Origin of the sequence: Phenylobacterium sp. SCN 70-31 (genome assembly GCF_001724605.1) — a bacterium.
Classification (GTDB): Bacteria; Pseudomonadota; Alphaproteobacteria; order Caulobacterales; family Caulobacteraceae; genus Phenylobacterium.
Window position 1 is genome coordinate 203,353 of the sequence record NZ_MEEX01000006.1, and the last position, 14,474, is coordinate 217,826.

13 protein-coding genes are annotated in these 14,474 nt (G+C 69.7%); 11 read left to right on the top strand and 2 right to left on the bottom strand.

Translation table 11 applies throughout. The features are described 5' to 3' along the window. Window positions 1-19 precede the first annotated feature (19 nt). The 6 genes from grxC to clpB all read left to right on the top strand — a co-directional run bounded on the left by grxC (window position 20) and on the right by clpB (window position 8,205). On the top strand, window positions 20-274 hold the full coding sequence (grxC, locus tag ABS78_RS06340; protein ID WP_293376178.1) for a glutaredoxin 3: 255 nt from the start codon (window positions 20-22) through the stop codon (window positions 272-274). A gap of 4 nt (window positions 275-278) precedes the next feature. Beyond that, window positions 279-1,094, top strand: a complete 816-nt coding sequence (locus tag ABS78_RS06345; protein WP_293376180.1) for a carbon-nitrogen hydrolase family protein — start codon at window positions 279-281, stop codon at window positions 1,092-1,094. Window positions 1,095-1,117: 23 nt separating this feature from the next. Further along, window positions 1,118-1,549: a DUF1178 family protein gene (locus ABS78_RS06350; RefSeq protein ID WP_293376182.1), complete on the top strand. Its 432-nt coding sequence runs from the start codon at window positions 1,118-1,120 to the stop codon at window positions 1,547-1,549. Between the two features lie 66 nt (window positions 1,550-1,615). Then, entirely contained in the window at window positions 1,616-3,574 is a 1,959-nt protein-coding gene (locus ABS78_RS06355) for a S9 family peptidase (RefSeq protein ID WP_293376184.1), read from the top strand. An 8-nt stretch (window positions 3,575-3,582) separates the two neighbouring features. Then, window positions 3,583-5,502, top strand: coding sequence for a S9 family peptidase (locus ABS78_RS06360; RefSeq protein WP_293376186.1), 1,920 nt, complete (start codon window positions 3,583-3,585; stop codon window positions 5,500-5,502). A 117-nt stretch (window positions 5,503-5,619) separates the two neighbouring features. Next, complete coding sequence (gene clpB / locus ABS78_RS06365; RefSeq protein ID WP_293376188.1) at window positions 5,620-8,205, top strand: ATP-dependent chaperone ClpB; 2,586 nt, start codon at window positions 5,620-5,622, stop codon at window positions 8,203-8,205. 41 nt (window positions 8,206-8,246) lie between these two features. Here clpB and ABS78_RS06370 read toward each other — a convergent pair whose 3' ends face one another. Both ABS78_RS06370 and ABS78_RS06375 read right to left on the bottom strand, forming a co-directional pair. Continuing rightward, window positions 8,247-9,179 carry an SDR family NAD(P)-dependent oxidoreductase gene (locus ABS78_RS06370; RefSeq protein ID WP_293376190.1) on the bottom strand — a complete coding sequence of 311 codons (933 nt, stop codon included), beginning with the start codon at window positions 9,177-9,179 and terminating at the stop codon, window positions 8,247-8,249. Between the two features lie 61 nt (window positions 9,180-9,240). Next, entirely contained in the window at window positions 9,241-10,500 is a 1,260-nt protein-coding gene (locus tag ABS78_RS06375) for an MFS transporter (protein WP_293376192.1), read from the bottom strand. A 230-nt stretch (window positions 10,501-10,730) separates the two neighbouring features. Here ABS78_RS06375 and ABS78_RS06380 point away from each other — a divergent pair, with 230 nt between their 5' ends. The 5 genes from ABS78_RS06380 to ABS78_RS06400 are packed head-to-tail and all read left to right on the top strand — an operon-like array spanning window position 10,731 to window position 14,471. Further along, window positions 10,731-11,222 (top strand): N-acetyltransferase, encoded by a 492-nt coding sequence (locus ABS78_RS06380; protein ID WP_293376194.1) that lies wholly within the window; start codon window positions 10,731-10,733, stop codon window positions 11,220-11,222. 54 nt (window positions 11,223-11,276) lie between these two features. Next, the gene (locus tag ABS78_RS06385) at window positions 11,277-11,837 is read left to right on the top strand and encodes a DUF1285 domain-containing protein (protein ID WP_293376196.1); all 561 of its coding nucleotides are present in this window, start codon (window positions 11,277-11,279) and stop codon (window positions 11,835-11,837) included. Further along, entirely contained in the window at window positions 11,834-12,484 is a 651-nt protein-coding gene (locus tag ABS78_RS06390; protein ID WP_293376198.1) for a CoA pyrophosphatase, read from the top strand. Before ABS78_RS06385 ends, ABS78_RS06390 begins: the two co-directional genes overlap by 4 nt. 27 nt (window positions 12,485-12,511) lie before the next feature. Next, entirely contained in the window at window positions 12,512-13,762 is a 1,251-nt protein-coding gene (locus ABS78_RS06395; RefSeq protein WP_293376200.1) for a CCA tRNA nucleotidyltransferase, read from the top strand. A 10-nt stretch (window positions 13,763-13,772) separates the two neighbouring features. Further along, window positions 13,773-14,471, top strand: coding sequence for a type 1 glutamine amidotransferase (locus ABS78_RS06400; RefSeq protein ID WP_293376343.1), 699 nt, complete (start codon window positions 13,773-13,775; stop codon window positions 14,469-14,471). Window positions 14,472-14,474: the final 3 nt, after the last annotated feature.

Below are 14,474 nucleotides of genomic sequence, written 5' to 3' on the forward strand. Positions count from 1 at the left end.
CCGCTAGGATCGAGCCTACATGAGCCAGGTCACCATCTACACCAAGCCGTACTGCCCCTACTGCATCCGGGCGCTGGACCTTCTGGACCGCAAGGGTGTCGCCTACACCGAGGTCGAGGCCGCCTTCGATCCCGAGAAGCGCCAGGAGATGATGCAGCGATCGGGCCGCACCACCTTCCCGCAGATCTTCGTGGGCGACCACCACATCGGCGGTTGCGACGACATGTTCGCCCTCGAGCGCGAGGGCAAGCTGGACCCCCTGCTGGCGGCCTGACGTCGTGAAGATCGCGCTGATCCAGACCCGCACGCCGGCCAGCCACGCCGCGGCCGTCGATCATACCCTGCCGCTGGTGGAGGAGGCGGTCACGCAGGGCGCGCGCTTCGTCCTGACGCCCGAGGGGACCAACATCCTGCAGAAGGACCGCGAGACGCTGCTGCCCCAGCTCACGCGGCTGGAGGACGATCCGGTCGTGGCGGCGCTGCGCGAGACGGCGCGGGCCAGGGGCGTCTGGATCGACGTGGGCTCGGCCCTGGTGCTGCGCGAGGATGGGGCCGCCGCCAACCGCCAGGTCCTGATCGACCCCCAGGGCGCGGTCGCCGCGACATACGACAAGCTGCACATGTTCGACGTGAATCTGCCGAACGGCGAGACGGCGCGCGAATCCGCCACCTATGCGCCGGGCGACCGGGCGGTGACGGCCGACGTGGACGGCGTCCGGTTCGGCCTCTCGATCTGCTACGACCTGCGCTTCCCGGCCCTCTATCGGGCGCTGGCGCTGGCGGGGGCCGAGGTGATGACCATCCCCGCGGCCTTCACCCGGCCGACGGGCGAGGCGCACTGGGAGGTGCTGATGCGCGCCCGCGCCATCGAGACGGGCAGCTATGTCCTGGCCGCGGCCCAGGGCGGGTTCCACGAGGACCGCCGCGGCACCTGGGGGCGTTCGCTGGTGGTGGGGCCGTGGGGCGAGGTGGTCGCCAGCCTTGACCATGACGAGCCGGGCGTGCTCCTGGCCGACCTCGACCTGGCCGCGCCCCGCAAGGCGCGCGCCGCCATCCCCGCCCTGGCCAATGCGCGGCCGTTCACGGGCCCCTAGATCCGTCCCTCAGCTACGCTCCGATGATCAAGTACGCGCTCACCTGCGACCACGACCACGCCTTCGAAGGCTGGTTCGGCTCGTCCGCCGACTATGACGACCAGCAGGCGCGGGGCCTGCTGGACTGCCCGGTCTGCGGCTCGAAGGCGGTGCGCAAGCAGATCATGGCGCCGGCCGTGCGCGGTACGAAGAAGACCGGGGGCGAACCGCCGGCGGCGAAGATGCAGGCGATGATGATGGAGGCCGCCGGCCGCATCCGCCGGCATGTCGAGGAGAATTTCGACGACGTCGGCGACGCCTTCGCCCGCGAGGCCCGCGCCATCCACGAAGGTAAGGCCGAAGACCGCGGCATCTATGGCCAGGCCTCGCCCCAGGAGGTCCGCGAGCTGCTGGAGGAGGGCGTGTCGGTGGCGCCCCTGCCGCCCGAGCCGCCGAAGAAGAACGACGTGCACTGAGCGGGTTGCGAGCGGCCACGCTTACCGGCAATCTGGAATTGAACCAGGTTGGGGGGCCTGTTCCGCATGCGATTCCTGCGACATTTCATCGGCCTGATCCTGGCCATGACGCTCTGGGCGCCGGCGACCGGCGCGCCGCTGGACGCCTATGGCGGCCTGCCGTCGATCCAGCAGATCGAGATCTCCCCCGACGGGACCAGGCTCGCGGTCGTCATGTCGGAGGGCGAGACCCGCGTCATCGGGATCAAGACCCTCCCGGACGGACCGATGCAGGCCTTCGGCGTTGGCGATGTCAAGATTCGCGACCTCGACTGGGTCGGCTCGGACGACCTGATCATCACCACGTCGCGGACGGGCACCATTCCCGGCGTGATCTCGGCCCGCGACGAGCACCACATGGCCTATCGGCTCAACCTCGTCACCCGCGATGTGAAGCCGCTGCTGTCGGGTTCGCTCAGCCGCTCGACCACGGGCAGTCGCATGCGGGACGCCAACACCAACATGGGCGCGTCGCTGAACACGCTGGCGGGCTCGCCCGAGGTCCGGATGCTGAACGGCAAGCCGACGCTGTTCCTTCGCGGGATCACCTTTCCCGACCGGTACGGCGTTCTGACCATCTTCGAGATGGATATGAAGACCAACCGGCCTCAACTCGTGGAGGCGGGCACGGTGGACACCCGGGGGATCGTGCTCGGGCCGGACGGCAAGGCGTTCGCGCGTTCGGAGTACGACGACAAGACCGGACGGTGGACCCTTCGGCTCCGCAAGGGGGCGGCCTGGATCGTGAGCCGCTCGGTGGAAGCCCGGAACGACCGGCCCTACACCCTGGGTCTGGGCCGCACCGGCGACTCGGTGATCGTCGCCGAACCCCATGAGACAGGTACGCGCTTCTACGAGGTGACGCACGAGGGCTGGGGCGCGCCGCTCGAGATCGTCGACGCCGACAACATGGTCCGCGATCCCGCGACCCGGCTGCTCATCGGACATTACGCGCTGGTGGGCGACGAGAGCCGCTACACCTTCTTCGACCCCGCGGACCAGGCCGCCTGGAACGCGGTCCGGGCGGCGTTCAAGGGCGATCGGGTGCGGCGGGCGTCGTGGTCCTACGACCGTCGCAAGATCGTCGTACTGGTGGATTCGGTCACCGAGGGGCCCGCCTATGCGCTGGTCGACGTGAGCACCCGGCAGGCCATGTGGCTGGGCGGTCGCTATCAGCGGCTGGCCCCCGAGGACATCGCCCCCGTGAAGCCTGTCCGGTTCAAGGCGGCGGACGGCCTGAGCCTGACCGGCTATCTGCATACGCCTTACGGCCGCGAGGCTAGGAACCTGCCGCTCGTGGTCTTCCCGCACGGGGGGCCGGCCTCCCGCGACACGCCGGGGTTCGACTGGTGGGCCCAGGCGATGGCCTCGCGCGGCTACGCCGTGCTCCAGGTGAACTTCCGCGGTTCGGACGGCTTCGGCTGGGACCACCTCAGGGCCGGCTTCGGGGAATGGGGCCGCAAGATGCAGACCGACCTGTCGGACGGCGTTCGCCACCTCGCCGCCGAGGGGGTGATCGATCCCAAACGCGTGTGCATCGTGGGCGCCAGCTACGGGGGTTACGCAGCCCTGGCGGGCGCTGCGTTGGATACCGGCGTCTACCGCTGCGCGGCGTCGGTGGCCGGGCTCAGCGACCTGCGTCGCTTCGTGAACTGGTCCAAGGATCGCAACGGCCTCAGCGCCTTCCGGTACTGGACGCGGTTCATGGGCGCCGAAGAGAACCGCGACCGTGTCCTCGCCGAGATTTCGCCCGCGAGCCACATCGAGAAGATCTCGATCCCGGTCCTGCTCGTCCACGGCCGCGACGACACCGTCGTACCCCTGGAGCAGAGCCAGCTCATGGCCGATGCGCTGAAGAAGGCGGGCAAGCCGCACGAACTCGTCGTCCAGAAGGGCGAGGATCACTGGCTGTCGCGCGGCGACACCCGCATCCAGACGTTGAACGCCGTTGTGACGTTCCTCGAAACCCACAACCCGCCGCGATGAGGGCCCCGATGCGTTCGATCCTGGCGTGGGTGGCGTGCGCCGCCGCCGGCCTGCTGGCCGTGACGCCGGCCGCCGCCGCGCCGCTCGAAGCCTACGGACGGCTGCCCACGATCGAGTCGGTCGCGATCTCGCCCAGCGGCCACGCCGTGGCCATGGTGGCGACCAACGGCGAGCAGCGGATCATCGCGGTGCAGGACCTCGCCACGAAAGCCTCGCTGCTGAACGGCTACACCGGAGACGAGAAGGTCCGGGGCGTGCAGTGGGCGGACGACCGGCGGCTGATTCTCGTGAGTTCCAGGACGTCCACGAGCTTCGAGATCCTCAACGGGAACCGCGAATGGTTCTTCGGCAGTCTGGTCGATGTTCCGGCGAAGAAGATGTCGCCGATGATGCGGAACTCCAAATCCGACTTCCAGATGATCTTCGGCCTACCCGCCGCCCGAACGCGGGCGGGAAAGACGATGGTGTTTCCCGAGGCCATTCTGATCAAGGGCGACCGGGCGCGCATCTCGCTGTTCGGGATCGACCTGGACAACGGTACGAACCGGCTCGTGTCCGAAGGGGCGCCGGACACCCGAAACTGGCTGGTGGATACCGATGGCGAAGTGCTGGCCCGCGAGCAATACAACAGCGGGTCCGGACTCTGGGTGCTACAGCTTCGCCGAGGCGGCCTGTGGACCGATGCCGTTCGCGTATCGGCGCCGCTCGATCCGCCCCGCATGCTCGGCATGGGCCGCGACAAGGACAGCGTGATCTACGGGATCCGGACGGACGATGGTCGCTCCGAGTGGCGGGAAGTCCGCCGGGACGACAATGCCCCGGTGGCGCCGATACCGGTCGGGCCGGCGCAGTCCTCGATCCGTGCGCGGGACGGTCTTCTGCTGGGCTACTACAATCTGGTCGGCGACGAGGACGTCTACACCTTCTTCGATCCCGAGGATCAGAGGGTGTGGCGAGCGGTGACGGCCGCCTATCCGGGTCAGCGGGTGGTTCTTCACGACTGGACGGCCGACCGCCGGAAAATCGTCGTCCTTGTGGAATCGCCCAGCGAAGCGCCGGCCTTCGCCCTGGTCGATCTGGAGACGCGAAGCGCCCGATGGCTGGGCGAGCAGTTCGCCAGCTTGAAGGCGAACGACATCTCCGATCGAAAGCCGTTCCGGTTCAAGGCTGCGGATGGTCTGGACCTTCCGGGCTACCTCACCCTGCCGCGAGGTCGCGAGCCGAAGGGGCTGCCGCTGATTGTCTTCCCTCACGGCGGTCCTGCGGTGCGCGACACCCCGGACTTCGACTGGTGGGCCCAGGGCATGGCCTCGCGCGGCTACGCCGTTCTGCAGGTGAACTACCGAGGGTCGGACGGCCTGGGCTCGAGACACCTCGAGGCGGGCTATGGCGAGTGGGGTCGCAAGATGCAGACCGACCTCTCCGACGGCGTTCGGCGTCTGGCCGCCCTGGGCGTCATCGATCCGGCGCGCGTCTGCATCGTGGGCGCCAGCTACGGGGGTTATGCCGCGCTGGCGGGCGCGACGCTCGATCGAGGCGTCTATCGGTGCGCCGTTTCGGTGGCGGGCGTGTCGGATCTCTCCGGACTGATCGGGTTCGGTGTCGGGCGAAGCGGGCCGGCCGCCACGCGCTATTGGACGCGGTTCATCGGGGCGGAAAGCCGGGACGATCCGGTCATCGCGCGGTACTCCCCTCTTCATCTCGCCTCGGCTGCCGACGCGCCGATCCTGCTGATCCACGGCAAGGACGACACGGTGGTTCCTGCGGATCAGAGCCAGCGTATGGCGGAGGCCTTGAGCAAGGCCGGCAAGCCTCACGAACTGATCCTCCAGAAGGGCGCCGACCACTGGCTCTCGCGCGGTGACACGCGGCTGGAGACCCTCACGGCGACGATGGCGTTCGTCGAGAAGCACAATCCGCCCCACTGACCGCGATTGATCGGCCTCAAGGTCCCTTGTGTGGCTCATCTGCCACACTACATCGGGTGAGCCGGGCGCCGTGCTTCCAGGGAGGCGGCGCCCGAGTTCCGCCTTTGAGGGGATCCGATGAACATCGACATCTATTCCGACCGCGCCAAGCAGGCGATCCAGTCGGCCCAGAGCCTCGCGCTCGCCCGGCGCCACCAGCACCTGGCGCCCGAACATCTTCTGAAGGTGCTTCTGGAGGAGCGCGACGGCCTGTCGCGCGCGCTGATCCAGAGCGCCGGCGGCCGTCCCGACGAGGTGGACAAGGCCGTCGAGGGGCAGCTCCTGCGCATGCCCAAGGTCGAGGGCGGCTCGGGCCAGCTCTACATGAAGCCCGAGACCGCCAGGGTCTTCGCCGAGGCCGAACAGGGCGCGAAGTCGGCCGGCGACGCCTTCGTCACCACCGAGCGGCTGCTGATCGCGCTGGCCAAGGAGGGCGGCGAAGCCGGCAAGCTTCTGAAGGACGCCGGCGTCACGCCCAAGGGCCTGGAAGACGCCGCCACCGCCGTCCGCAAGGGTCGCACCGCCGACAGCGCCTCGGCCGAGGAAGGCTACGACGCCCTCAAGCGCTACGCCCGCGACCTGACCCAGGCCGCGAAGGACGGCAAGCTCGACCCCGTGATCGGCCGTGACGAGGAGATCCGCCGCACGATCCAGGTGCTGAGCCGTCGGACCAAGAACAATCCCGTGCTGATCGGCGAGCCCGGCGTCGGCAAGACCGCCGTGGTCGAGGGCCTGGCCCAGCGGATCGTCAACGGCGACGTGCCCGAGAGCCTCAAGGACCGCAAGCTGCTGTCGCTCGACATGGGCGCCCTCATCGCCGGGGCGAAGTACCGCGGCGAGTTCGAGGAGCGGCTGAAGGCGGTGCTGAACGAGGTCACCGCGGCCGAGGGTTCGATCATCCTGTTCATCGACGAGATGCACACCCTGGTCGGGGCCGGCAAGTCGGACGGCGCGATGGACGCCTCAAACCTGCTCAAGCCCGCGCTGGCCCGGGGCGAGCTGCACTGCGTGGGCGCCACCACGCTGGACGAGTACCGCAAGCACGTCGAGAAGGACGCCGCCCTGGCGCGCCGCTTCCAGCCGGTGTTCGTGGACGAGCCGTCGGTGGAGGACACCGTCTCGATCCTGCGCGGCCTGAAGGAGAAGTACGAGGTCCACCACGGCGTGCGCATCTCGGACAGCGCCATCGTCGCCGCCGCGACGCTCTCGAACCGCTACATCACCGATCGCTTCCTGCCCGACAAGGCCATCGACCTGGTCGACGAGGCCGCGAGCCGCGTCCGCATGGCCGTGGACAGCAAGCCCGAGGAACTGGACGAGATCGACCGGCGCGTCGTGCAGCTCAAGATCGAGCGCGAGGCCCTGTCGAAGGAGACCGACGCGGCCTCGAAGGCGCGGCTGGAGAAGCTGGAAGAGGAATTGGACGACCTGGAGGGCCAGTCGGCCGAGATGACGGCGCGCTGGAAGGCCGAGAAGGAGAAGGTCAGCTCGGCCGCCCAGGTCCGCGAGGCCCTGGACCGTCTGCGCGCCGAACTCTCGGTCGCCCAGCGGGCCGGTGACCTCCAACGCGCGTCCGAGATCGCCTACGGCGAGATCCCCGGGCTCGAGAAGCGTCTGGCCGAGGCCGAGGCCGCCGAGGGCCAGGGCGACGCCATGACCCCCGAGGTGGTCGACGCCGAGCAGATCGCCGCCGTCGTCAGCCGCTGGACCGGCGTGCCGGTCGAGAAGATGCTGGAGGGCGAGCGCGAGAAGCTGCTGCGGATGGAGGACGGCCTGCGCGGCCGCGTGGTGGGCCAGGAGGAGGCGCTGGTCGCCGTCTCCGACGCCGTGCGCCGCGCCCGCGCCGGGTTGCAGGACCCCAACCGGCCCATCGGCTCGTTCCTGTTCCTGGGGCCCACGGGCGTGGGCAAGACCGAGCTGACCAAGGCGCTGGCCGAGTTCATGTTCTCGGACGAGCAGGCGATCACGCGTCTCGACATGAGCGAGTACATGGAGAAGCATTCGGTGAGCCGCATGATCGGCGCGCCCCCCGGCTACGTCGGGTACGACGAGGGCGGCGCCCTGACCGAGGCGGTCCGTCGCCGGCCCTATCAGGTCGTGCTGTTCGACGAGGTGGAGAAGGCCCACCCCGACGTGTTCAACGTGCTGCTCCAGGTGCTGGACGATGGCCGCCTGACCGACGGCCAGGGCCGCACGGTCGACTTCCGCAACACGCTGATCATCATGACCTCGAACCTGGGTTCGCAGTTCCTGGCGGAGCTGGGCGACGGCGAGGATGTCGAGGCGGCGCGGCCGGCGGTCATGGAGGTGGTCCGCCACCACTTCCGGCCCGAGTTCCTGAACCGGATCGACGAGATCATCCTGTTCAAGCGGCTGGGCCGGGCCGAGATGGACGGCATCGTCCGCATCCAGCTCCAGCGGGTCGAGAAGCTGCTGGCCGACCGGCGCATGACGCTGGCGCTGGACGACGGCGCCCTGCACTGGCTGGGCGACCGCGGCTACGATCCCGTCTACGGGGCGCGGCCGCTGAAGCGGGTGATCCAGAAGGATCTGATCGACCCCATCGCCCGCAAGCTGCTGGCGGGCGATCTGGAGGACGGCGCGGTCATCGACGTCCACGCCGGCGATGGCGGCCTGGAGATCGGCCGCGCGCAGGTGCACTGAGACGAGCCCCTCCCTCGCCGATGCGGGGGAGGGGTTTCAATTCAGGCCGGCTGTTTCTGCTGGGCGTTGTTCGAGCCGGGCAGCGGTCCGCGGTTCAGGTCGAAGAACTTGGGCGCCATCTTCGGCACCGCCTCCTCCAGGATCGACTGTACGGTCCAGCCCTCTTCCTTGGTCACGGTCTCGACCGGACGCGGCTGGCTGTAGAGGATAATGTTCTCGCCCGACGAGCCGAAGATCTGGCCCGAGACATGGGCCGCGGCCGGGGTGACCATCGCCACCGAGAAGCGGGCCGGCTGGTCGGCGCGGATCTTCTCGGCCATCACCGCGCGACGCGCGGCGGCGGCTTCGTCCTTGATCGGCACCGACTGGGTCATGCGGGTCCAGGCCACCGGCGCCAGGCAGTTGGAGCGCACGTTGTTGCGGGCGCCCTCCATGGCGATGATCCGCGAGAGCCCGGCGATGCCCATCTTGGCCGCGCCGTAGTTGGCCTGGCCGATGTTGCCGAACAGGCCCGAGGTCGAGGTGAAGAACATGTAGGCGCCGTCGTTCTGCTCGCGGAACAGTTCGATGGTGGCGCGGGCCACGTTGAACGAGCCGCGCATGTGGACCGCGATGACGGCGTCCCATTCGGCCTCGGTCATCTTGTGGAACATCACGTCGCGCAGGATGCCCGCCGGATTGATGACCGCGTGCAGGCCGCCGAATTCCTTCTTGGCCTGCTCGACCATGCCGTAGACGGCGTCGAGGTCGGTGACGCTGTCGGAGTTGGAGACCGCCTCGCCGCCGTTGGCGCGGATGAGGGCTGCGACCTCCTCGGCCGGGCCGGCCGAACCTTCGTCCTCGCCCTTCAGCCCGCCGCCGAGGTCGTTCACGACCACCTTGGCGCCTTCCTGCGCCGCGATGAGCGCGCAATCGCGCCCGATGCCGTTGCCGCCGCCCGTGACGAGGACGACCTTTCCTTCCAAAGCGCCCATGTTCGAAAATCTCCCTAAATCGGCGATCGCCATAATGCGTCGGTCTTCAATACCCAGACCTCTATTCGAGGCGGTCCGCGCGACGCAAGTCGGGGAAGAGCTTGGCCCAGATGGCGGTTACCGCAACGGCGCCCACCCCGCCGAACACCGCCGCGCCCACGGGGCCGAGGATGCGGGCCACCACGCCGCTCTCGAACTCGCCCAGTTCGTTGGAGGCGCCGACGAACACCGAGGAGACGGCCGCCACGCGGCCCCGCATGTGGTCGGGCGTGACGAGCTGGACCAGGGTCTGGCGGACGTAGACGCTCAGCATGTCGGCCCCGCCCAGGACGGCCAGGGCGCCCACCGAAAGCCACAGCGACTTCGACAGCCCGAAGACGATGGTGGCGACGCCGAATACGGCGACGCCCGAGAACATGTAGAGGCCCGCCTTGCGTCGGATCGGATTGGCGGCCAGCCAGAAGGCGACGATCGTGGCGCCGATGGCCGGCCCGGCGCGCAGGATTCCGAACCCTTCGGCGCCGACGTGCAGGACATCGCGGGCGAAGACCGGCAGCAGCGCCGTGGCCCCGCCCAGCAGCACGGCGAACAGGTCGAGCGATATGGCGCCGAAGACGATCTTCTGGCGCCAGACGTAGGCGAGGCCCTCCTTGATGAGCTGCCACCGCGAACCGGGGCTGACCTCGGGCTTGGTGTTCTGGCGGATGCAGGACACCAGCAGCATGGACGTCAGATAGAGGCCGAAGGTGGTGAAGTAGGCGGTCTCGGCCGACCGCGCGACGAGAAATCCCGCCGCCGTCGGGCCGGCGATGGAGGCGGTCTGCCACGCCAGGGAGTTCCAGGCGATGGCGCGCGGCAGGAGGCGGCGGGGCACCAGCATGGGCCCGAGCGCCGTGTTCGCCGGGGCGAAGAAGGCGCGGCTCGAGCCGAAGAGCACGGCGACGCACAGCAGCAGCGCGGGTGAGGCGTGTCCCATGACGGTCGCCAAGCCGAGCGTCAGGACGCTGGCGATCTCGCCCGTCAGGCACAGTATGAGGAGCTTGCGCCGATCGTAGCGGTCGGCCGCCTCGCCGGCGGGAAGCGTCAAGAGGAACACCGGGATGAAGGTGGCCAGGCCGATCATGCCCACGAGGAAGGCGCTCTCGGCCACCGTCCGGGTCTCGCGGGCCAGGGCGTACATCTGCCAGCCCATGGCCACGCTCTGGATCTGGGCCGCGAAACTGCCGGTCCAGCGGGTGCCCCAGAAGAACAGATAGTCCCGCTCCTTCAACAGGGCGCGGGCTGAGGGGACGGGCTCGTCGGGGAGGTGAGCGTCGGTCATCTGAGCGGAGGGAACCTGCCCTGCGCCGCATATCGCCGCAATGGCGTTGACGGCCGCGATGCGAGGCCCTAATTGCGCGCTCCCGATCCACGGCCCGGAGGGCCCTTCAGATGCGACGACGTCCGCTGGCGTAAGCCCGACGCACCCGTACTGGCCCGGACTGAGGTCCGCTTCGCCGTCGCCCGTCTGTCCCCAGAGACTCTGTTCCCAGAGACCCAGAGATCGGTCCCATGTCGCTGCAACCCTGCCGGCCCCCGCCGGAACTCGCCTTCGTCCATGAAGACCCCGCCCACGCCGCCGAGATCGAGGCGTTGCTGAATCGCGCCTTCGGCCCGGGCCGCTTCGCCAAGGTGTCCGAGCGCGTGCGCGAGTTCGCCGACTTCGCCCCCGACCTCAGTTTCTGCGCCGTCGAGGAGGGCCGCGTCGTGGGCGTCTGCCGCATGTGGCGCGTCGCGGCCGGCGATCGTCCGGCGGTGTTCCTGGGGCCGCTGGCGGTCGAGGAAAGCGAGCGCAGTCACGGCCTGGGCGCGCGGCTGGTGGAGCAGGCGTGTTCGGCGTCCGAGGCCGCGGGCGAGCCTGTGGTCGTGCTCGTGGGCGACCTGCCGTATTTCCAGCGCGTGGGCTTCGCCGTGGCGTCCGACGTCGGCCTGCCGGGACCGGTCGATCCCAGGCGGGTGCTCTATCGCGGTTCGACGCCGGCGGGGATGATCCGGGCGCGGTGAGCGCTGCCGTCGCGGCAGGTTGAGACGACTCTCCCCGCACCTTACCTTCGCGCCATGTCCAGACCGACCACAGGCAGCGGGCTCGACGCCCTGGCCGCGGGAGCGAGGCAGGCGCCCGGGCGCGGCCTTCCGCCCGTGCACCTGTGGAATCCCGAGCGTAGCGGCGAGATCGACATCGTGATCAGACCCGATGGGCGCTGGGTCCACGAGGGATCGGTCATCGGGCGGGAGGCGCTGGTCCGCCTTTTTTCGACGATCCTGCGCAAGGATCCCGACGGCTACTGGCTGGTGACGCCGGTGGAGAAGCTCAGGGTGACGGTCGAGGATGCGCCGTTCGTCGCCGTGCGCGTGGATCGGGTCGGCGAGGCGCTGCGCTTCGAGACCAACGTCGGCGACGTGATCGAGGCCGGCCCCGAGAACGCCATCCGGGTGGAGACGGCGCCCGACGGCGAACCCAGACCCTATGTGCATATCCGCCGTGGGCTGGAGGCCCTGATCGCGCGACCCGTCTTCTACGAACTGGCTGAGCTGGCCGAGGACCGTGGCGGCCAACTCGGCGTCGCCTCCAACGGCGTCTGGTTTCCCATCGGCCCGGCCGAGGCGGCGGTCGCATGAGCCCCCGCGCCGGCGCTCCCGACCTCGAGGACTGGATCGCGAGCCATCTCGATCCGTTGAGCGACCACGCGGTGGAGGGTCGTCCGCCCAGGTCCGACTTCGACCTGACGCCGGGCGGCTGGACGGGCGTTTCCGCCGAGCCGCCCCGCCCGGCGGCCGTGCTGATCGGGCTGGTTCAGCGCGAAAGCGGTGTCAATGTGCTGCTCACCCGTCGCGCCGACACGCTCCGCAGCCACACCGGCCAGGTGGCCCTGCCGGGTGGGCGACAGGATCCGGGCGAACGATCGTGGGAGACGGCGCTGCGCGAGGCGCAGGAGGAAGTGGGCCTGGAGTCCCGCTTCGTGAACCTGGTCGGGCTGTCGACGCCCTACCAGACCGGCACGGGCTATCTGGTCACGCCGGTGGTGGGGTTCATCCGGCAGGGCTTCAGCCTCACCCCAAACCCCGCCGAAGTGGCCGACATCTTCGAGACGCCCTTCGGCTTCCTGATGGATCCCGCGAACTATGAGGAGCACGAGCGCGAGTTGCCCAACGGGGAGCGCCGTCGCTTCTACGCCGCGACCCACCAGCAGCAGTACATCTGGGGCGCCACCGCGGGCATCCTGCGGGCGCTCCGCGACCGGCTCTACGGCGCGGCGCTTGCCTGACGGCGGCGTTCGGGCGAAGTCCAGCACATGACCGACAACCTGGGCCAACCCCGCTGGATGACCGCGCCCAAGACGGCGGCCGTGTTCGACGCCCTGGAAGCCGAGGGCGGGCCGGATTGCGCCCGCTTCGTCGGCGGCTGCGTGCGCAACGCCCTGGTGGGCCGCCCCGTGGACGACCTCGACATCGCCACGACCCTGACGCCCGACCGGGTGCAGGCGGCGCTGAAGGCGGCGGGCCTGCGCAGCGTCCCCACCGGCCTGGAGCACGGCACGATCACCGCGATCTCCGATCACACGCCGCACGAGATCACCACCCTGCGCCGCGACGTCAGCACCGACGGGCGGCGCGCCACCGTGGCCTTCACCGACGACTGGACCCTGGACGCCCAGCGGCGCGATTTCACGCTCAACGCGCTGTACGCCCGCCGTGACGGCGCGATCCTGGATCCCACCGGCCGTGGTGTGGAGGACGCACGCGCCGGCCGCATCGTGTTCGTCGGCGATCCCGAGGCGCGGCTGCGCGAGGACCACCTGCGCAACCTGCGTTTCTTTCGCTTCTACGCCTGGTTCGGCAAGGCGCCTCCAGATCCCGCCGCCGTGGCGGCGTGCGCGGCGCAGCGGGAGGGCGTGAAGACCTTGGCCGCCGAGCGCCTTTCGAAGGAGATGCTGAAGCTGCTGGCGGCCGACGATCCACGTCCCGCGGTGCGCCTCATGGCCGAGACCGGCGTGGCCGAAGCCGTGCTGGGTTTCGAGCCGCGGCTGGGCCGCTTCGAGGCGCTGGTCGAGATCGAGACCGAGCTTCTGTTCGAGGCCGACCCGGTCCTGCGGCTCGCGGCGCTGTCGTCCGACGACCAGCTCGCGGCCGGCCGACTGGCCGAACGCCTGCGGCTGTCGAACGCCGACAGGGACCGGGTCGTCGCAGCCCTCTCGCCCACGCCCGTCCTGAAGAGCTGGATGAGCCCCCGCGAGATCCGCCGCGAGGTCTATCGCTCCGGCCAGGCCGTGTTCCGCGATCGCGCCCGGCTGGCCTGGGCCGCCTCGCCGCGGACGGCGACCACCATGCAGTGGCGCGGGCTGATCGCCCTGGCCGAAGGCTGGACGGCGCCCGCCCTGCCGCTGTCGGGTCAGGACGTCATGAACGCCGGCGTGCCGAAAGGACCGATGGTGGGCGAGGTGATGCGGGAGGTCGAGGAGTGGTGGGTCGACAACGACTTCATCGACGACAAGCTGTCGGTGATCGAGAAGCTGAAGGCCGTGGCCCAGGGGATGGTCTATTGAGGCGTCCTTGCTGAAACTGGGCGTCCTCCGGACCGGTCGCCCGCCCGCGCCGGCGATCCCGCAGTTCGGGACCTATCCCGACATGTTCATGGAGCTGCTGGGCCGCGACGCCTACGACTGGCGGGTCTATGCGGCCGACGAGGGCGAGTATCCCACCGCGCCCGAGGCCTGCGACGCCTACATCGTCACCGGCTCGGCGGCGGGCGTCTATGAGGACGATCCCTGGATCGGCCAGCTCCTGGACTTCCTTCGCGCGGCGAAGGGGCGGGCGAGGCTGGTGGGGGTCTGCTTCGGCCATCAGGCCATGGCCCAGGCGTTCGGCGGCCAGGTCGTCAAGTCGCCCAAGGGCTGGGGCGTCGGCGCCCATGACTATTCGGTAGTTTCGCGCGAGCCGTGGATGGACGACAGCCTGTCCGTCCGCCTGCCGGCCTCGCACCAGGACCAGGTGGTCGAAAAGCCGCCCGGCGCCGAGGTTTGGGCGGCCTCCGACTTCACCCCCTTCGCGGCCCTGGCGTATCGCGATCAGCCGGCCATCTCGATGCAGCCGCATCCCGAATTCCGGCCCGACTACGCCAAGGCCCTCATCGAGGCCCGGCGCGGCAAGGTCTACGCCGAGGACGAGGCGAACCGCGCCGTCGCCAGCCTGGGCGGCCCCGACGACCGGGCGCGGGTGGGGCGGTGGATCGCGAACTTCCTGGCAGGTCCGTAGGGG